This window comes from Providencia sp. wls1914 (assembly GCF_009706645.1).
GTDB classification, from domain to species: domain Bacteria; phylum Pseudomonadota; class Gammaproteobacteria; order Enterobacterales; family Enterobacteriaceae; genus Providencia; species Providencia zhijiangensis.
Map to the genome: position 1 here is coordinate 647,209 of NZ_WLUN01000016.1, position 19,557 is coordinate 666,765.

The following is a 19,557-nucleotide window of genomic DNA, read 5'->3' on the forward strand; positions in this document are numbered from 1 at the left end:
TTAAATACGAGCAAACTCTCGCAAAATTACATTTTCCCCTTGCCAGATTGACAGCAGAACGTTAATATTCGTCCCCGTCGTTAAAGCAGTAATGATTGATATGCGTCCGTAGCTCAGTTGGTTAGAGCACCACCTTGACATGGTGGGGGTCGGTAGTTCGAGTCTACTCGGACGCACCATTTAAATTCATCATTAGTGACAGACAAATTAGCGACAAACAAAGTTTCACCTCAGTGCGTCCGTAGCTCAGTTGGTTAGAGCACCACCTTGACATGGTGGGGGTCGGTAGTTCGAGTCTACTCGGACGCACCATTTAAATTTGTCATCAGTGACAAACCAAGCTTCATCTCAGTGCGTCCGTAGCTCAGTTGGTTAGAGCACCACCTTGACATGGTGGGGGTCGGTAGTTCGAGTCTACTCGGACGCACCATTCTATTTATTCTGACTCGTTTCTTATTCCCGAATTATTTTTTATCCTGAGCCCCTTAGTAACCCTAATAAAAGTACTCTTTTCAAATATCATATTTATCTTGATTGTGATTTTGTTTTCCCTTATTTTGTTGCGCAACCTACTTTCAACTGAAAATCTCGCTGTTGTTTGATCTTAATTACTTCTGCATCAAATTTAGCAAAATTTGATTTGTCTCACAGTTTGATGTTGTTTATAATGATCCCTCGAGCTGAAAGGTTTCAACAAAGACAAATCAGCATGTTAGCTTTAATGAAAAATGTCATCTACACTATAATAAGAGTCAAAAAGTGACGTTTTTTAAATAACCAGATTTTGAATACCAGACTGTCGCCTATTCTTATAAATGAGTTGCGCAACATAGACTATCTTGCGCATTAAGCATCGGCGGCAATACCGATTTCCTTTATAACCATTAGATAGACTGCCATGAAAAAAACCAAAATTGTTTGTACCATCGGCCCAAAAACCGAATCAGAAGAGAAATTAACTCAGTTATTGGATGCAGGCATGAACGTCATGCGCCTTAACTTCTCCCACGGTGACTATGAAGAACACGGTCAACGTATCAACAACCTCCGCTCTGTCTGTGCAAAAACCGGTAAACAAGCAGCTATTCTGCTGGACACTAAAGGTCCAGAAATCCGTACCATGAAACTGGAAGGCGGCAATGATGTTTCTCTCGTTGCAGGTCAAACTTTCACTTTCACAACAGATACTTCCGTTATCGGTAACCAAGAACGCGTTGCAGTCACTTACCCTGGCTTAACCAAAGACCTGAAAGTAGGTGACACCGTTTTAGTGGATGATGGTTTAATCGGCATGACTGTAACCAACATCACTGCAACTGAAGTGATTTGCCAAGTATTAAACAATGGCGATCTTGGTGAGAAAAAAGGTGTTAACTTACCGGGCGTTTCTATCGGCTTACCTGCACTAGCAGAAAAAGATAAAGAAGACCTCGTTTTCGGTTGCCAACAAGGTGTCGACTTTGTAGCCGCTTCATTTATCCGTAAACGTTCAGACGTTGAAGAAATTCGCGCTCACCTGAAAAAACATGGTGGCGAAAACATTCAAATCATCTCTAAAATCGAAAACCAAGAAGGTTTAAATAACTTCGACGAAATCCTTGAAGCCTCTGACGGTATCATGGTTGCTCGTGGTGACTTAGGGGTTGAGATCCCAGTAGAAGAAGTTATCTTCGCCCAAAAAATGATGATTGAAAAATGTGTTAAAGCTCGCAAGGTCGTTATTACTGCGACTCAAATGCTAGATTCAATGATCAAAAACCCACGCCCTACCCGCGCAGAAGCTGGTGACGTTGCAAACGCCATCTTAGACGGTACAGATGCTGTTATGCTGTCTGGGGAAAGTGCGAAAGGTAAATATCCAGTTGAAGCTGTGACTATCATGGCAACTATCTGTGAACGTACTGACCGCGTTATGCCAACGCGTATTGAAAATCAAAAACCAACCCAGCGCTTACGTGTGACTGAAGCTGTCTGCCGTGGTGCCGTTGAAATGTCTGAAAAACTGGATGTGCCATTAATCGTTGTCGCAACTTATGGTGGTAAATCTGCAAAATCAGTCCGTAAATACTTCCCTACTGCACCGATTCTGGCTCTGACAACTAACGAAGAAACTGCTCGTCAGTTACTGTTAGTAAAAGGCGTTATTCCGATGATCGTGGGTCCTTTCGAATCAACCGATGATTTCTATCGTGAAGGTAAGCGTGCAGCGTTAGAAAGCGGATTGGCGGTAGAAGGTGATGCAGTCGTGATGGTATCCGGAGCATTAGTACAAAGTGGTACAACAAATACCTCATCAGTACATGTTCTGTAGTTGCCTTGCATAACAGTTGTCCTGCATAACCTAGCGTGATATTAGCCCTATTGCTTCACGGCAGTAGGGTTTTTTATTATCTGCAATAACTGAAATTTAGCAATCCGTGCGAAACATAATTTCAATAAGTTACGTTATGATCCGCGAAGATATAATTCACCCAGATTTTGGTTACAAAACATTTACAAAATAAATCATAAAACGATAACCATTCGCTCAAATTTCAAACTAAATAACCCTTAATTGAAATTTTTATTCGTTTTCACCCTGTTAAATATAAAGTATTTCTAGCAAAACTTTGAATTACGTACTAGCATAAGACTTAGTAAGTACCATACCCTAATTTACATTAGGTTGTTTTAAAGGGATAGAGGTAGCTTTAAGATAACGCTCTTAAGTCTATTTTTTGGTTACTTGCTTTTATATTTTCAAGATAAATCAATCTAGAGGGTAAAATAATGATTCGTACTAAAATTGTACTGGGCTCTATCGTATTAGCTTCAGCATTACTGGCGGGTTGTTCTAACAGCACTGAAGTGCAAAAGCTCTCTTCAGACGTGCAAACTCTGAACGGTAAAGTTGACCAACTGAGCAACGACGTTCAGTCTCTGCGTTCTGATGTACAAACTGCACAAGAAGAAGCAGCTCGTGCAAACCAACGTCTGGACAACCAAGTACGTACTTACAAAAAATAAGTCCGGCTTGATGTTATCTAGAAAAGCTTAATCGCTGAATTATTGTTGAGGGCCTATTTTATAGGCCCTTATTTTTTACTTCGAAATTCATTTAAGGCGGGCAGTCATTAGCTTTTAAATGACTGATATTTCGCTGGAATAGAAGATTTCACTTCCCCTTCAAATACAGGTTGTGGTTGAGTAATCGTGAATGGCGCAATGGGTTTTAACTGCTGATAATCGCGTTTCATCGGTTCTGAATCATCCCCAACATTCACCCTCACTGGCAATCCTGAACGTCTAGACAACTCTGCTTGAACTTTCGCTTTATCAATTCCCGGATTACTCGCTAAAAACGCTTGGAAATCTTCAGTGAGCTTGATTGGCATTGTCTGTGGATCATCACTGTCTTTACGTGACAATGGCTGATGCACTTCAATGTAATAGCTACCATCTGGCTCTTTTGCATATTTAACTGGCTGATCGATAACTTGAACGCGAGTTCCTTTTGGTACGTTTGTAAACAGTGCTTTAATATCATCTGGGCGCAAACGAATACAACCAGAACTAACACGCATTCCAATACCAAAATTGGCGTTAGTGCCGTGGATTAAATATTCTCCACGACCATAAGACAGGCGTAACGCATACAGCCCCATCGGGTTTTCTGGCCCTGCAGGTACCACCGCAGGAAGTGTAATACCCTGCTGTGCATAATGTTTACGGATATTGGTGGTTGGTGTCCATGTTGGGTCTTTAATTAATTGGCTAATTGATGTCACCATTTCAGGTGTGTCTCGTCCTAGCTGACCAATTCCAATCGGATATACAGCCACTTTATGGCTGTTTTCAGGGTAATAATAAAGACGCATTTCCGCCAAGTTAATCACGATACCAGTACGCGGTGTCGATGGTAATAACATTTGAGCAGGAATAATCAATGGTTTACCCACTTCAGGCAAATAAGGGTCTGTCCCTGGATTCGCCTCTAACATCGCCAACAAACCAATCTGATAGTCGCTTGCGATAGCTTCCAGTGGGCGCCCATCGTTAGGCACCACATAGGTGATATTTTCCCCGATCAGGCGTGTGTTGTTATTGGGTAATGGATAATCTTTAGCCTGCGCAGGTGCCAGCACCGCACTCATGACAAACAGACTTACCGCCGTCAAAACTCTTTTCATACCTACTCCAAGGAAAATAAGATTCATTACAAAATTCAAACAATATCGCTCATAATAGCAACTATCTCGAATATCTTTAATACCTAATAAATATTTTAGTACGTTAATAATTTGAATATGAGCTAACGTTGTCTCGTTATTGTTAGTTTAACAATAAAATACAGTAAGTTACTTAGGTATATTTTCTAGGATAAGAATAATAGGAAGAAAAGAAAAGTGTGGGAAATTCCGAAGATTTCCCACAGAACACTTAAAGAAGTTGGTGAGCTCTCGCCAAAATCGACTTGATCATGCCATTTAAACCTTGAGTTCGAGAAGGTGTAAGATGCTGTTCAAGCGCCAATTGCTGGAAAAAATGTTTTACATCCACCGCAAGGATCTGCTCAGGTGTTTTCCCTTGAAAGAGAATAATCACAATCGCCACTAACCCTTTAACAATAGCGGCATCACTATCTCCAGCAAGAACAACATGGCCATCCGGTTGTTTTTGCATATCAATCCACACTTGGCTTTGGCAACCCGCTATCAAGTTATCATCCACCTGTTGAGCTTCAGATAACGCCGGTAAACGCCCGCCCAGTTCAATCATATACAAATAGCGCTCTTCCCAATCTTGGCAACGTGCAAAATTGCGTAATAGCTTCGCTTCATCGGGTAACGCCGACATAATATTTCCTTCTATCTATTCGCTACAATCTTTATGTGCTGCAATACAGTTACTTTGATATATCGTCGGTGTTTAGCCGAGTAATTGTTTAATACGCAATAACGCATTATACAAAGCATCGATATCTTGCTTAGTTGTATAAACACCAATAGATGCCCGGCACATCGCTGGAACTTGATAATGTTCCATTAATGGCATCGCACAGTGGTGCCCAGTACGAATGGCAATCCCATATCTATCCAGAAATGCGCCAACATCATAGGCATGATGTTCACCTAAATTAAAGGCTATCACACCTTCACGTTGGTCATTACCATATAAATGAAGGGAAGGCACTTGCTTAAGCAAATCCGTCGCATATTGCATCAATTGCTTTTCATACGCAAAAGTTTTACTTAATCCCAACCCATTGAGATAGTCTAAAGCTGCACCTAAACCAATCATTCCACTGATATTCGGGGTACCCGCTTCAAATCGCCATGGAACATCAGCAAATGTGACCCCTTTTTTCAGGCTGACTTGGCGGATCATCGCCCCACCACCTTCCCAAGGTGGCATCTTCTCAAGCAATGCCTTCTTGCCATAAAGGATCCCAATACCTGTTGGTCCATATAGCTTATGACCTGAACAGACATAAAAATCGCAATCCAGCGCTTGCACATCAACCTGCTGATGCATCGCCCCTTGCGCACCATCCACGAGGATAGTCAGTGTATTTCCATGCTGGCCTGCAATTTCACGCGCTTGTGAAATCAATTTTTTCACCGGGTTAACGGTACCAAGCACATTAGAAATATGCGTAAAACTGAATAGCTTTGTGCGCGCATCTATGAGTTGTGCGAGCTGAGAGACATCAAGGGTACCATCCTCAAGAATAGGCAGGATCCGTACTTCAAAACCACGCTCTTGCGCCAACATAAACCAAGGAACGATGTTCGCATGGTGCTCCATTTCAGTGATAATAATATTATCGCCTTGCTGGATAAACTGGCGCCCAAAGCTATTAGCAACAAGGTTGATCCCTTCCGTTGTCCCTTTAACAAACACTATCTCTTCAGGGGAAGCCGCGTGCAAAAAATCCGCTGCTTTTTGGCGAATATTTTCCACCAGCGTTGTGGCATTCGCGCTAAGCGTATGAACACCACGATGCACTGCCGCATATTGATGCAACGTAAATTGGCTTTCCGCATCCACAACTTGCTGAGGTTTTTGAGCACTCGCCGCGCTATCTAAATAGACCAATGGATGGTTATTTACTGATTGCGCTAAGGCAGGAAAGTCCTGCCTGACCGATTCAACGTCATATGGCATCGGTTTACACCTCCGCTAAACGTTGATGAATACTCGCCATCACAGCCTGTTTTAACCCATCGATAGTAATTGATTCTGTTAACTCAGCAGCAAATGCATTGATGATCATCTGCTTAGCCGCTTGGCTATCAATCCCTCTAGAGCGTAGATAAAAAAGTTGCTCATCATCGATACGCCCAACCGTTGCCCCATGACCACATTTCACGTCATCAGCATAGATCTCCAGTTGAGGCTTCGTGTCGATTTCCGCTTTTTCACCCTGCAATAAGGTATTGTTAGTCATTTGACCGTCTGTTTTCAGCGCCTTAGGGTCAACTTTGATCATGCCATTGAATACCGCTTTGCTACTATCCATGGCGATCACTTTATGCAACTGTCGGCTATTACAATAACCCGCATTGTGCTCAAGATAGCTGCGTGTATCGGCTATTTCATTACCTTGCGGCAACAACAGGCTGTTTAACTCAAATTCCGTATTTTCACCGTCAAGACGGCTACTTGTATGATGACGGGTTAGCCCTGCACCTAATAAAAAGCTGCTACTTTTCACTTGGCTATCACGCCCCACCACAATGTCATTATGAGCGAAATGCTGAGCCTGTGAGTTTTCTGTCATTAACTTGAAGTGGGTAAATTGCGCATTATCACCCACTTCGACCGTTAATCGCCCACCAGTCAGATGTGCTTTATCATCTAGACTGACAAAGTGTTCAATCACTTGAGACTGGCTATTATTTCCCAGTGTCAAATGGTAGCGATATTGGCTCATGTTCACCGAGTCTAGATCATGGCTGCCACTGGAGATATTCAGTAAATAGAGTGGCTTAGTCGCAACTTTATTGGCAGCTAACTGGATAATAAGCGGTTGAGCGGCTAGGCATTCCGTTAAATGTAAGAAAATCTCGCTGTTCACCGCATCAGGTAGCCAGTCTTGGCTATCGAGAAGAGAAACTTGAAATTCCCCCGTATCGACAGAACTGAGTTCCGCATTGTAGCGTCCGTCCACCAGCACAACACGATAAGCATCGATAGCTAATGCGAGCGCATCACTTAGCGGAGCCTGCTGTTCTTGCGAGCTAAAACGGTATTGGGTATTTAACACGCTATTTAACGGAGTATAGTGCCAATCTTCATGACGAAATGCGGGCAGCCCAACGTGTTTAGCGAGACTCCAATGGGTTTGAGCGTGCTGAGATTTTCCACCTAATCCTTGCTCATATAGCGTTTCAAAACGGCGCATTGCCTGCTGATTTAAAGCATCAACCGCAGCGCGTTTTTCTGCTCTTTCACTGTTGGTCAATAAGCCAGCCATAGCCTTGCTCCTCCAGTTTTTTCGCTAAACTGAAATCACCGGATTTGATGATTTTCCCTTGATACAGGACGTGAACAAAATCAGGTTTTACATAGTCCAAAATGCGCTGATAGTGAGTCACGATAATGAATGAGCGCTCAGGAGTACGCAGTGAATTCACACCATTAGAGACGATTTTTAGCGCATCAATATCTAAACCAGAATCGGTTTCATCTAAAATACATAACTTAGGTTCTAACGCCGCCATCTGTAAAATGTCATTACGTTTTTTCTCGCCACCGGAGAAACCCACGTTAACTGAACGGGTGAGCAGGTCTTGTGGCATATCCAACAATTTGATTTTATCTTCGATAAAGTCTTGGAAATCAAAACGGTCTAACGCCTCTTGCTGACGATATTCACGCACCGCATTCACTGACGTTTGCAGGAAAAATTGGTTACTCACACCAGGAATTTCAACCGGATATTGGAATGCAAGAAAAATCCCTTCACCCGCACGTTCTTCAGGATCTAACTCAAGTAAGTCCTTGCCATTGAACGTCACTTCACCACTATCAATTTGGTAATCTTCACGACCTGCGAGGGTGGCGGACAAGGTACTTTTACCCGAACCGTTTGGTCCCATAATGGCATGAACTTCCCCCGGTTTAATTTCCAGAGACAGCCCTTTTAAGATTTCATTACCTTCTACACTTACATGTAAATCTTTAATACTTAACATATCAACATGCCTTTAGCGCTCAAGCGCAACTAAACTCGATTAGGATCAGCCCACACTGTGTTCTAAGCTGATAGCCAATAATTTTTGTGCCTCAACGGCAAACTCTAATGGCAACTCTGAGAAAACATCTTTACAGAAGCCGTTAACAATCATTGAGATAGCATCATCTTCGCTGATCCCACGTTGTAAGCAATAAAACAGCTGGTCTTCGCCAATGCGCGACGTTGTCGCTTCATGTTCCAATTGCGCGGTATTGTTCTTCACTTCCACATACGGGAAGGTATGAGCGCCACATTGGGTACCAATCAGCATGGAATCGCATTGGGTGAAGTTACGGGCGTTATGGGCGCTCGGGAGTATTTTGACGAGCCCACGATAACTATTTTGGCTTTTACCTGCCGAAATCCCTTTCGAGATAATCGTTGAGCGGGTATTTTTGCCGATGTGGATCATTTTAGTGCCCGTATCCGCTTGTTGGTTACCATTGGTCAGTGCGACAGAGAAAAACTCCCCAACCGAATTGTCCCCTTTTAAAATCACGCTTGGGTATTTCCACGTAATGGCAGAACCCGTTTCGGATTGTGTCCATGACATTTTGGAATTTTCCCCTTCGCACAGGGCGCGCTTAGTCACGAAATTGAGAATTCCCCCGGTTTCGCTATCACCACCCGAGAACCAGTTTTGAACTGTCGAGTACTTCACTTCGGCATCTTTATGGATAATCACTTCCACAACCGCAGCGTGCAATTGATAGCTATCTCTCACCGGTGCTGAACACCCTTCGATGTAGCTCACATAACTGCCTTCATCCGCAATTAAGATTGTGCGTTCAAATTGCCCTGTTTTTGCCGCATTAATACGGAAATAGGTCGATAACTCCATCGGGCAACGCACCCCTTTCGGGATGTAAACAAAGGTTCCGTCCGATGCCACGGCTGCATTCAGTGCAGCAAAAAAGTTATCGTGGCTAGAAACGACGCTACCTAAATATTTTTGCACCAGTTCAGGGTACTCTTGAATCGCTTCGCTGAACGAACAGAAAATAATCCCGTGTTTGGCTAAGTCGCCACGGTAGGTTGTCGATACAGAAACGGAGTCAAAAATTGCATCTACCGCCACTTTGCTGCCTTCACGGACAGGCACGCCAAGCTGATTGAAGGCATCTTCGACTTCACTCGTCAGGTAATTCGCTTCTTCCGCAGCGCCTGTTGATTGCGTCGCGCCTGGCTGTGAGCCACAGGCATCATCACACGACCCGCACGATGGCGCGGAATAATAGCTGTAATCTTGGTAATCCAAATTTGGATAATGGGCTTTCAGCCAGTGTGGCTCTTCCATGCCTTTCCAGTGATTAAAGGCATCAAGACGAAATTGCAGCATCCACTCAGGTTCATTACGCTTCGCAGAAATAGCACGAACCACATCTTCATTTAGCCCTTTCGCCATTTCATCGGTGGCAACTTGGGTAAAAAAGCCTTCTTTATAACGTTTTTCATCAAGCCAGCTTTGAACATCTTCGCCAACTTCTACATTGCTCTGAGACATAATCTAGCTTCACAAGTTAAACGCCGAAGCTTTCACCACACCCACAGGCATGTTGAGCTTTCGGGTTATTAAATTTAAAAATATGGTTAAGCCCTTCTTGGACATAATCCACTACCGTGCCATCAATGAATGGCATTGCTTTTTTAGGCACATACAAGTGTGCACCATCGAGTTCAAACACTAAGTGGTCATCGGTTGGGTTTTCAATCATCTCGAAGACGTATCCAAAACCTGCACATCCCGACTGTTTCACGCCGAGGGATAGACCTTTGCTATTCGGTGTTTGAAGAACTAACTTATTGATCTGTTTAGCGGCACTTGGGGTTAGGCTGACGCCCTGCCATGAATTTTCATCCAATGAAAATGTTTCTACACCATCAGTCATTTTGACCTCACTTTTCTTATGGTTTTTCAGCCTGTTATCAGCGATTTCTTCTCTATATGACATGGTAATGATTACCCATATGACTTCAACCATTTGTTTTAAGAGGTTATAGCGATGAGAACGGTTTACTGACAGGATTTTAGTTTATGGAAATATCTAACCAATTAATAATTAAGAAATAAATCTCATTCATGATAATATTTTTTATGTATTATTGAGTACATAAAAATAACACAAATTAATAAAGTGATATTCGGTTTAGTACCACATTCATTGAATGAGAATGAATAAATTAGATAAGTTATAAAGAATTGATATGAAAGATAAATATAGGATTGATACCCTCAAATAAACTGAGGGTATCAGAAGAAACAAACTGCTGATTATTCAAACAATACGGCAGTTGTTAAACGGGAGGTGCAACACAGTTGGTTTTTCTCGTTAAAAATTTCGATATTCCACACTTGCTGACGGCGCCCCAGATGAATCGGTTTGCATACGCCTCTCACCACACCTTCTCGCGCAGCACGAATATGGTTTGCGTTAATTTCCACACCAACTACACGTTGATCACCTTCACTGCATAGGTAGCCTGCGATTGAGCCTAAGGATTCAGCTAATACAACCGAGGCACCACCGTGTAGCAAACCAAAAGGCTGTTTGGTGCGATGGTCGACTGGCATGGTACCTTCAAGGTAGTCATCACCAAAACCTGTAATTTCAATCCCTATATGGCCTAACATACAGCTTTCAGCCATCGCCGCCATTTGTTGCAAGTTAAATTGACGCTTCCAAATCATGAAACAATCTCCAGTAAGGCTTGAATTGGGTGTTTGATTGCCGTTTTTTCCATTCGTTTTACTTGGCTACGACAGGAATATCCCGAACTTAAGCAACGTTCTAGGGGCAGTTTTTCTATCGCAGGTTTCCACGACAGGTTGTAAATACCTTTTGAATTTTCAAGGTTAGCGACTTCATGACCATACGTTCCTGCCATTCCACAGCATCCAACACTCACGTTTGTGAGTTTACGCCCGTAACGGGAAAACAGTGTCGCCCATTGGTTGGCGCTATTAGGTAATGCCGTTGATTCGGTACAGTGGCCAAAGAGATACCAAGGCTGCTCATCCGTTCCGTCATTCTTGGTTTGTTCCGGTAATGAAATTAACCATTCATGAGCCAGCATTACCGTAAATTGACATTGTTGCTCACCTAAAATTTCATGGTATTCATCGCGATAACACAGTACCAATGCAGGGTCGACACCCACCATCGGTAATTGCAGTTTAGCAACGCGATTTAAAAAGTCCGATGTTTTACGTGCGGTTTTCGCAAAACGGCTTAAGAAACCTTTGATATGCTGCGCTTTACCATTCGGTGAGAATGGGAGTAACACAGGTTTATAGCCCAATTTTTCAATCAGGCGAACAAAGTCTACCACCACTTTGGCATCGTAATAGCTAGTGAATGGGTCTTGCACCACAAGCACATGGTTTTCACGCTGGCTGGCAGACATGCCTTCAAGCTGCTCCAATGTCAGGGAGGTCGCCGAATGCCCTGATAACTCCTGTTTCAGCGTCGGTTGAGAAAATAACGGTAAATCCACCATACCAATGGTGTGCTCGCTAAGTTTCTGAATCACTGTTTGACGCAAGAAGAAGTTAAAAACGCCCGGCGCTTTTGACATCAACGGAGCGCTGGCTTCCACATTCGCCACAATATGGTCACGAACTGGTCGCAAGTAACGGCTATGGTACAGAGCAAGAAATTTTGCTCGGAAAGACGGCACATCAATTTTAATTGGGCATTGAGTCGAGCACGCTTTACAAGCTAAACATCCAGACATTGACTCTTTCACTTCATGGGAAAAATCATAATCCCCCTGTTTCGCCCGCCATGAGTTACGCGTTTTTTCAATCAATCCACGTAACGATGGAGATTCGCTTTTCACGCCTTTTTCAATTTGCTCTGGTGTGACGCCCTGCTCCGCCAATAAACGTAGCCATTCACGAACTAACGTTGCACGACCTTTCGGCGAATGTACACGCTGACGGCTAATTTTCATCGATGGGCACATTTGGCTTTTCACATCAAAGTTGAAACAGAGCCCGTTGCCGTTACAATCCATCGCACCGCGGAACTCTTGGCGTATTTGAATTGGGATTTGACGATCGTATGTGCCACGTTTAGCTGCATCCACCTGTTTCATTGGGGCATCTACACCCGCTGGAGGGCAAATTTTTCCAGGGTTCAAACGGTTATCAGGGTCAAATGCCGCCTTAATATTGCGCAGCTCACCGTAAAGCACTTCACCAAAGAATTCTGGGCTATATTGCGCTCTGAAGCCTTTACCGTGTTCCCCCCACAATAAACCGCCATATTTTGCCGTCAAAGCAACAATTTCATCCGAAATTTGCTTCATTAACATTTCTTGCTGAGGGTCGCACATATCTAGTGCTGGGCGAACGTGTAAAACACCCGCATCTACGTGACCAAACATTCCGTAATTCAGTTTATGGCTATCCAATAGCGCTCTGAATTCCGCAATATAATCCGCAAGATGCTCTGGTGGTACGCAGGTATCCTCAACAAATGGGATGGGTTTCGCGGCACCTTTGCTGTTGCCCAATAACCCCACCGCTTTTTTGCGCATATTATAGATACGGGTAATATCAGCAAGATCATGACAAACTTGGTAGCCAATCACGCCCGCTTGCTGGCTCGCCATCAATTCATCAAGGCGCTGGCATAAGCTATCAGTCAAACGATTGATTTCGTCTTCATCATCGCCACTAAACTCAACAATGTTCAGCCCAAGCATCTCTTTATTCGGTACATCAGTGATCAGCGATTTTACAGAGTGCCAAACAATATCTTCTTTCGCGAGATTCAGAACCTTCGAGTCGACGGTTTCTACAGAGAGCGCTTGCGCCTGCACCATAAATGGTGCGTTACGCAACGCGGATTCAAACGAATCATATTTGACGTTCACCAAACGGCGCACTTTCGGTAGCGGCGTGATATCCAGAGTGGCTTCCGTTATAAACGCCAGCGAGCCTTCAGACCCCGTTAAAATTCGCGTTAAATCAAACTGAGTAAGGTCATCATTAAAAACATGGCGTAAGTCATAGCCCGTTAAAAATCGGTTTAGTTTTGGAAATTTTTCTTCGATTAACGAACGCTGTTCTAAGCAGCGTTCAAGAACGGTTTTATAGATACGCCCTTCGACTGAATCCTCTAACGCAATCGTTTGGGCGAGTTCGATAGGCATAGCGCGAGTATCGAGGCAAGCGCCCCCTAAAACCATCGCTTTGACACCTAAAACATGGTCTGACGTTTTGCCATACACTAAAGACCCCTGTCCAGAGGCATCAGTGTTGATCATTCCGCCCAATGTTGCTCGGTTACTTGTGGATAGCTCCGGAGAGAAAAAGTAGCCATACGGTTTTAGAAATTGGTTGAGTTGGTCTTTAATCACGCCAGCTTCAACTTTTACCCATCCCTGTTCTGGGTTGATTTCTAAAATTCGATTCATATAGCGGGACATGTCCACCACAATCCCTTCGGTGAGCGATTGTCCATTGGTGCCCGTTCCCCCGCCACGCGGCGTGAAACTTAATTCGCGGTATTTATCTTGCCCAGCAACGCGGGTAATAATTTGTACATCAGCGCTGGAACGAGGGAAGATGACGGCTTGTGGTAATAGCTGATAAATGCTGTTGTCAGTAGCCATGGATAAGCGCTCAGCGTAACTGGTGCCAGTATCACCAGTAAAACCTTGCTGTTGTAGCTCGTGCAGAAATTGGATAGCTAGCTGACTAAGATGTGGTGCTTCAGATATACGCGGGATCATTATTAATCATGACTCTTGTTGTTGAGTAATCGCATTTGTCGTTATGTACTATCTTTAGTTTAAGTAGCACAATAGGCACAAGGTTTATTGAAGTGTTCCCTCGCAGCCTGTAAAGATAGCGCATCTGCCGGTGACATTGTCAGTAAAACCATATCACAATATCGTTTCTTTTAAGCATGAAAAATAATTACGTTATTTTCACCTGTAAAAGCCCTAACCCCACAGAATTTTCATTTGTTAAGGATTGATCATTAATGGAAAAATCGCAAAAACGTTTGGATTTACCCAAACTCGTCCTGGGACTGCTCTCCATTATCTTTATGATAGCGACCTGTTTTTGGGTCTTAAGCCCATTTATTTTAGGATTCGTATGGGCGGGGATGATGGTGATTGCTACTTGGCCAATTCTCTTACGACTACAAGCACGTCTTTGGAATAAGCGCTGGCTTGCTTCACTGACCATGGTTCTACTGATCTTCCTTCTTTTTGTTATTCCAACCAGTATTTTGATTGGCAGCATTATTCAAAACAGTGCGCCGCTTATCGAATTGGCTAAGTCACCGGCCAGTATCACCTTGCCGGATTTAGAGTGGCTGAATCAAGTGCCCATGGTCGGAGAAAAACTGTATTACGCTTGGCACAGTTTAGTGGCAAGTGGTGGTAACGCGTTATTGGCTAAAGTTCAACCTTATTTCGGTCAAGCCGCAGGATGGTTTGCAACGCAGGCCGTTAGTGCCAGCCGCTTCTTATTCCACCTCGTATTAATGCTGCTGTTTAGTGGGCTGCTCTATTATAAAGGTGAGCTTGTGACAATCGGTGTTCGTCACTTTGCCGTACGTCTTGCGGGCATCCGTGGCGACGCAGCAGTGGTACTTGCAGCACAATCTATTCGTGCAGTCGCACTTGGCGTGGTTGTTACCGCGTTAATTCAAGCCATTGTAGGTGGCGTCGGTTTAGCTCTATCGGGTATTAGTTACGCAGCCATTTTGACGGTCTTGATTTTTATCTGCTGCGTCGCACAACTTGGCCCACTATTAGTCATGGTTCCTTCCGTTCTATGGCTATTTTGGACTGGGGATACCACCTGGGCAATCATTCTCGGTGTCTGGGCGGCAGTGGTTGCCACAATGGATGGCGTATTACGCCCTTGGCTGATTAAAATGGGTGCAGATCTTCCCATGGTACTTATTTTAGTGGGTGTTATCGGCGGTATCTTATCATTCGGTATGATTGGCTTATTCATTGGTCCTGTGGTGCTGGCTGTCTCTTATAGCCTGCTCAAAGCGTGGATGAATGAAGTGGCTCCACCAAGTGAGAATTTAGAGGCCACCGAAAAATTCCTTGAAGAAGAATTCTTAATGAAGAAATAAATTTCATTTAATTCGAGAAAATATGTTTCATTTTGAACATATTTTCTCGACTATCTATTCTCATTAATATTTAGAAACAATATTTAACACACTACTGTTAGTTTTTATCTTTAATTATGTTAATATTCCCCCCATCGAATGAATAATCATTTGGGAACAATAAGTAATATCTTATTAAGAGTGTTCCGAGTGATTAACTTATTTAAACAGTTTAATATATCCCTGTTAATATCTCTTCGATAACGAATTAATAAGTTATGTTATTTAATTTCTAACGTAACTTACTTAACCAAATTGCTGTGTGTAGTCTTTGCCTGTCAGCCCATGATAGGCTTTTTTTTTATCCCTACATCCCCCATCCCCAACTCTCACTATTACAGTGGCAATATAATATTCTAATTACTCTCCTTATACGTAATTACGCATAATTGGAGTAATGGATTTAATGGTTTTAATTATTTAATAACTTTTTATTTAACATTAATAATGAATCTATTTATGAGACTATAGTTTTATTTTGCTGAAAATCTGAATAATATATTATGAATATTTACGTAAATTAAACTTATATTAGGTTTAATTCTATTGCTGTAATAGGTTGCCTCTATATATAAACAAAGGTCGGTAAATAATAATTATTTACCGACCTTCTTATAATGAACAATCTAAAAATTAATAATTAAATTATTGATTTTCAGCGATTGTTAGCCAAGTTTGCACCACAGTATCTGGGTTCAACGATAGGCTATCAATGCCTTCATCTACCAGCCATTGTGCAAAGTCTTGGTGGTCTGATGGACCTTGACCACAAATACCGACATACTTGTTCTGACGCTTCGCAGCCTTGATTGCCATTGATAACATTGCCTTAACCGCATCATTACGCTCATCAAACAATTCAGATACAACACCCGAGTCTCTATCAAGACCGAGGGTTAACTGAGTCATGTCGTTAGAACCAATGGAGAAGCCATCAAAGTGTTCAAGGAACTGGTCAGCTAGCAGTGCGTTAGATGGGATTTCACACATCATAATCACTTTTAAGCCATTCTCACCACGTTTCAGGTCGTGTTTTGCCAGCTCAGCAACCACCGACTCGGCTTGTGCTACTGTGCGAACAAACGGGATCATCACTTCAACGTTAGTCAGACCCATCTTGTTGCGAACGCGTTTAACAGCTTCACATTCCAGTGCAAAACATGCACGGAAGCTATCCGACACATAACGCCCAGCCCCACGGAAGCCCAACATTGGGTTCTCTTCTTCAGGCTCATAAATATCCCCACCGACTAAGTTGGCATATTCATTGGACTTAAAGTCAGATAAACGTACGATCACGCGTTTTGGCCAGAATGCAGCGGCGAGTGTTGAAATCCCTTCAGTCAGCTTGCTAACGTAGAATTCAACAGGGTCGTCATAGCCGACCATCATATTGCGGATTTCTGCTTGTAATTCTGGCGTCTGAGCATCGAACTCTAACAGCGCTCTTGGGTGAACACCGATCATACGGTTGATGATAAATTCGAGTCTCGCTAAGCCGACACCTTCGTTTGGTAAGCAAGCAAAATCAAATGCACGGTCTGGGTTACCCACGTTCATCATGATTTTGACGTTCAAGTCAGGCATGTTATCCACTTCAGAGCTGTGAATTTCAAAATCTAATTTGCCATCATAAACGAAGCCAGTATCCCCTTCAGCACAAGAAATCGTGACCTCTTGGTCTTCTTTCAAACGCTCAGTTGCATCACCACAGCCAACAACGGCAGGGATCCCAAGTTCACGCGCGATAATCGCCGCATGGCAAGTACGACCGCCACGGTTTGTCACGATAGCAGCGGCTTTTTTCATGATAGGTTCCCAGTCAGGATCCGTCATGTCCGTCACTAATACGTCACCCGGCTGAATTCTATCCATCTCACTTAAGTTATGGATGACTTTAACCGAACCTGCGCCAATACGATGACCGATTGCACGACCTTCAACTAAGACCTGCCCTTGGTCTTTCAGTTGATAGCGTTCCATAACCTGTTGGTTAGAACGAACGGTTTCCGGACGCGCTTGAACAATATACAAACGACCATTATGGCCATCTTTTGCCCATTCGATATCCATTGGACGACCGTAGTGTTTTTCGATCTGTAAAGCTTGACGAGCCAGCTCTTCCACTTCGTGATCAGCTAAAGAGAAACGATTGCGTAGCGCTTCTGGCACATCTTCAATCTTCACTTGTTTACCGTGCTCTTTACTGTCGGCATAGACCATCTGCAATTTTTTAGAACCTAATGTACGACGTACAATCGCAGGCTTATTATTTTGTAGGGTTGGTTTATGGACATAGAATTCATCTGGGTTTACCGCGCCCTGTACAACCATCTCACCAAGACCATAAGCGGAAGTAATAAAGACAACTTGGTCGAAACCAGATTCAGTATCGATAGTAAACATAACACCGGAAGAAGCGAGGTCAGAACGCACCATTCTTTGCACACCCGCAGATAACGCGACGCCACGATGATCGTAGCCTTGGTGTACACGGTAAGAAATAGCACGGTCATTAAACAGCGACGCAAATACATGTTTAATGGCAACCAAAACCGCATCAATCCCTTGAACGTTGAGGAATGTCTCTTGCTGCCCAGCAAATGAGGCATCAGGCATATCTTCAGCGGTTGCTGATGAGCGAACAGCGAATGACGCTTCTGCTTCACCTTCAGATAATTGAAGGAAAGCTTCGCGAATATCCTGCTCTAATGCTGGCGTCAATGGGGTATCAATCACCCATTGGCGGATCTGAGCACCGGCTGTCGCCAGTTGATTCACATCATCAATATCCGTTTCATCTAGCAGGTTGTAAATACGCTGGTTTACACCGCTCTGCTCCAGAAAATCATTAAACGCCTGTGCGGTTGTCGCAAAACCGTTTGGTACGGATACACCAAGATCGGACAAGTTGGTGATCATTTCACCGAGGGAAGCGTTTTTGCCTCCAACACGGTCAACATCATTCATCCCTAATTGGTTATACCAAAGTACATTACACGGAGTAAGGCCATTTGTGGACATTGAAAGCGATCCTTTTATAGCAATTTAGTGACAGACAACAAATCGTAAAAAATCTCGTTGGCGAAAATTCGCCTCGCGAATAGACTAGCACAGACGTTATGGGAAGATGGACTGGTGAATCGTTCCATCAATTAATAAAATTTTTTTGTTCTAAAAATTGTTCAAAATTTGTCTATACTTCCCCCCATAAATGATTTTTAAATGTTTATTCACTTACAATATTTTCCAAAACTCAGAAAAAATACGATAAAAAGAAGCCAGTTATGAGCGAATTAAATTCTATGAGTAAAAATGCCAGTCAAGTCCAACGCACCGTTTTTTTCATCTCTGATGGTACTGCAATCACAGCTGAAACGTTAGGGCACGCCGTCTTATCCCAATTTCCATTATCCTTTATTTCTTACACCTTACCGTTCGTTACTACGCAAGCACGAGCGCTTGAAATTAAACAAAAAATCGACACTATCTATGCTGAAACAGACCTTCGACCACTGGTGTTTTATTCAATAATTTCCCCTGAAGTGAAAGAAATCATTACTCAAAGTGCGGGTTTTTGTCAGGATATCGTGCAAAGTTTGGTCGCCCCAATACAGAGAGAAGTCGGGTTAGAGCCAGAGCCAAAACTTAATCGTACCCACGGGTTATCCATGCAAAATATGAATCAATATGATGCCCGTATTGCAGCAATTGAATATACCCTCGCTCACGATGATGGCATCTCATTGCGTAACCTTGAACAAGCGCAAGTGATCTTAATTGGCGTCTCTCGCTGCGGTAAAACTCCAACAAGCTTATATTTAGCGATGCAATTTGGCATACAAGCCGCCAACTACCCGTTCACTGCCGATGATATGGACAATTTACAGCTACCTGCCGCATTACGCCCCTATACCCATAAACTTTTTGGTTTAACCATCAGTCCTGAACGACTCGCGGCAATTCGTGAAGAGCGACGTGAAAACAGCCGTTACGCCTCACTTCGTCAGTGTCGTATTGAAATTGCTGAAGTAGAAGCTCTATTTAGACAGAATAAAATCAATTACTTAAATACTACCAACTACTCTGTTGAAGAAATTTCAGCGAAAGTGATTGATACGATGGGATTACAACGTCGTATTTTTTAACAAAATAAAATATAAAAAATTATTCATTCAACCCAAG

General features: G+C 43.1%; 11 protein-coding genes, 3 tRNA genes, 1 other RNA gene and 3 pseudogenes. 8 read left to right on the forward strand and 10 right to left on the reverse strand.

Features of this window, described 5'->3' with window-relative positions:
* Positions 1 to 102 precede the first annotated feature (102 nt).
* From GKR74_RS13715 to GKR74_RS13735, 5 genes are all read left to right on the forward strand, one after another.
* Positions 103 to 179, forward strand: a tRNA-Val gene (locus tag GKR74_RS13715).
* Positions 180 to 235: 56 nt separating this feature from the next.
* A tRNA-Val gene (locus GKR74_RS13720) sits at positions 236 to 312 on the forward strand.
* A 41-nt stretch (positions 313 to 353) separates the two neighbouring features.
* A tRNA-Val gene (locus GKR74_RS13725) sits at positions 354 to 430 on the forward strand.
* 468 nt (positions 431 to 898) lie between these two features.
* The gene (pykF, locus tag GKR74_RS13730) at positions 899 to 2,311 is read left to right on the forward strand and encodes a pyruvate kinase PykF (protein ID WP_036950412.1); all 1,413 of its coding nucleotides are present in this window, start codon (positions 899 to 901) and stop codon (positions 2,309 to 2,311) included.
* A 458-nt stretch (positions 2,312 to 2,769) separates the two neighbouring features.
* Complete coding sequence (locus tag GKR74_RS13735; RefSeq protein WP_004263789.1) at positions 2,770 to 3,006, forward strand: major outer membrane lipoprotein; 237 nt, start codon at positions 2,770 to 2,772, stop codon at positions 3,004 to 3,006.
* Between the two features lie 107 nt (positions 3,007 to 3,113).
* Here the strand turns inward: GKR74_RS13735 and GKR74_RS13740 are convergent, their stop codons facing one another.
* The 9 genes and pseudogenes from GKR74_RS13740 to ydiJ all read right to left on the reverse strand — a co-directional run.
* Positions 3,114 to 4,169 (reverse strand): L,D-transpeptidase family protein, encoded by a 1,056-nt coding sequence (locus tag GKR74_RS13740; RefSeq protein WP_154604003.1) that lies wholly within the window; start codon positions 4,167 to 4,169, stop codon positions 3,114 to 3,116.
* A 250-nt stretch (positions 4,170 to 4,419) separates the two neighbouring features.
* Positions 4,420 to 4,836: a cysteine desulfuration protein SufE gene (gene sufE, locus GKR74_RS13745; protein WP_036950416.1), complete on the reverse strand. Its 417-nt coding sequence runs from the start codon at positions 4,834 to 4,836 to the stop codon at positions 4,420 to 4,422.
* A 72-nt stretch (positions 4,837 to 4,908) separates the two neighbouring features.
* On the reverse strand, positions 4,909 to 6,147 hold the full coding sequence (sufS, locus tag GKR74_RS13750; protein WP_154604004.1) for a cysteine desulfurase SufS: 1,239 nt from the start codon (positions 6,145 to 6,147) through the stop codon (positions 4,909 to 4,911).
* Between the two features lie 4 nt (positions 6,148 to 6,151).
* Positions 6,152 to 7,459 carry a Fe-S cluster assembly protein SufD gene (gene sufD / locus GKR74_RS13755; protein ID WP_154604005.1) on the reverse strand — a complete coding sequence of 436 codons (1,308 nt, stop codon included), beginning with the start codon at positions 7,457 to 7,459 and terminating at the stop codon, positions 6,152 to 6,154.
* Positions 7,437 to 8,180, reverse strand: a pseudogene (gene sufC, locus GKR74_RS13760) (Fe-S cluster assembly ATPase SufC); the annotation flags it as partial. The pseudogene sufC and the gene sufD, both read right to left, overlap by 23 nt.
* 39 nt (positions 8,181 to 8,219) lie before the next feature.
* Positions 8,220 to 9,725: pseudogene (sufB, locus tag GKR74_RS13765) on the reverse strand (Fe-S cluster assembly protein SufB).
* Between the two features lie 16 nt (positions 9,726 to 9,741).
* On the reverse strand, positions 9,742 to 10,110 hold the full coding sequence (gene sufA / locus GKR74_RS13770) for a Fe-S cluster assembly scaffold SufA (RefSeq protein ID WP_154604421.1): 369 nt from the start codon (positions 10,108 to 10,110) through the stop codon (positions 9,742 to 9,744).
* A gap of 383 nt (positions 10,111 to 10,493) precedes the next feature.
* A complete protein-coding gene (locus tag GKR74_RS13775) occupies positions 10,494 to 10,910 on the reverse strand; it encodes a hotdog fold thioesterase (RefSeq protein ID WP_036950426.1) in 417 nt (138 codons plus the stop codon).
* A 2-nt stretch (positions 10,911 to 10,912) separates the two neighbouring features.
* Positions 10,913 to 13,963 (reverse strand): annotated as a pseudogene (gene ydiJ, locus GKR74_RS13780) (D-2-hydroxyglutarate dehydrogenase YdiJ); the annotation flags it as partial.
* Between the two features lie 254 nt (positions 13,964 to 14,217).
* Between ydiJ and ydiK the strand changes: the two are divergent.
* Together ydiK and rprA are read left to right on the forward strand one after the other, a co-directional pair.
* Entirely contained in the window at positions 14,218 to 15,333 is a 1,116-nt protein-coding gene (gene ydiK, locus GKR74_RS13785) for an AI-2E family transporter YdiK (RefSeq protein WP_036950431.1), read from the forward strand.
* Between the two features lie 233 nt (positions 15,334 to 15,566).
* Positions 15,567 to 15,676, forward strand: an RNA gene (gene rprA, locus GKR74_RS13790) — antisense sRNA RprA.
* A 341-nt stretch (positions 15,677 to 16,017) separates the two neighbouring features.
* Here rprA and ppsA read toward each other — a convergent pair.
* Entirely contained in the window at positions 16,018 to 18,396 is a 2,379-nt protein-coding gene (gene ppsA, locus GKR74_RS13795) for a phosphoenolpyruvate synthase (protein ID WP_154604008.1), read from the reverse strand.
* A gap of 281 nt (positions 18,397 to 18,677) precedes the next feature.
* Between ppsA and ppsR the strand changes: the two genes are divergently transcribed.
* Positions 18,678 to 19,520, forward strand: coding sequence for a posphoenolpyruvate synthetase regulatory kinase/phosphorylase PpsR (gene ppsR / locus GKR74_RS13800; RefSeq protein WP_154604422.1), 843 nt, complete (start codon positions 18,678 to 18,680; stop codon positions 19,518 to 19,520).
* Positions 19,521 to 19,557: the final 37 nt, after the last annotated feature.

What these genes read in the sequence shown, in the direction of transcription:
- sufE (WP_036950416.1), bottom strand. Translation starts at nt 4,836, where the DNA reads ATGTCGGCGTTACCCGATGAAGCGAAGCTATTACGCAATTTTGCACGT.
- GKR74_RS13775 (WP_036950426.1), bottom strand. Translation starts at nt 10,910, where the DNA reads ATGATTTGGAAGCGTCAATTTAACTTGCAACAAATGGCGGCGATGGCT.
- pykF (WP_036950412.1), top strand. Translation starts at nt 899, where the DNA reads ATGAAAAAAACCAAAATTGTTTGTACCATCGGCCCAAAAACCGAATCA.
- GKR74_RS13740 (WP_154604003.1), bottom strand. Translation starts at nt 4,169, where the DNA reads ATGAAAAGAGTTTTGACGGCGGTAAGTCTGTTTGTCATGAGTGCGGTG.
- ppsA (WP_154604008.1), bottom strand. Translation starts at nt 18,396, where the DNA reads ATGTCCACAAATGGCCTTACTCCGTGTAATGTACTTTGGTATAACCAA.
- sufS (WP_154604004.1), bottom strand. Translation starts at nt 6,147, where the DNA reads ATGCCATATGACGTTGAATCGGTCAGGCAGGACTTTCCTGCCTTAGCG.
- sufD (WP_154604005.1), bottom strand. Translation starts at nt 7,459, where the DNA reads ATGGCTGGCTTATTGACCAACAGTGAAAGAGCAGAAAAACGCGCTGCG.
- ydiK (WP_036950431.1), top strand. Translation starts at nt 14,218, where the DNA reads ATGGAAAAATCGCAAAAACGTTTGGATTTACCCAAACTCGTCCTGGGA.
- ppsR (WP_154604422.1), top strand. Translation starts at nt 18,678, where the DNA reads ATGAGTAAAAATGCCAGTCAAGTCCAACGCACCGTTTTTTTCATCTCT.
- GKR74_RS13735 (WP_004263789.1), top strand. Translation starts at nt 2,770, where the DNA reads ATGATTCGTACTAAAATTGTACTGGGCTCTATCGTATTAGCTTCAGCA.
- sufA (WP_154604421.1), bottom strand. Translation starts at nt 10,110, where the DNA reads ATGACTGATGGTGTAGAAACATTTTCATTGGATGAAAATTCATGGCAG.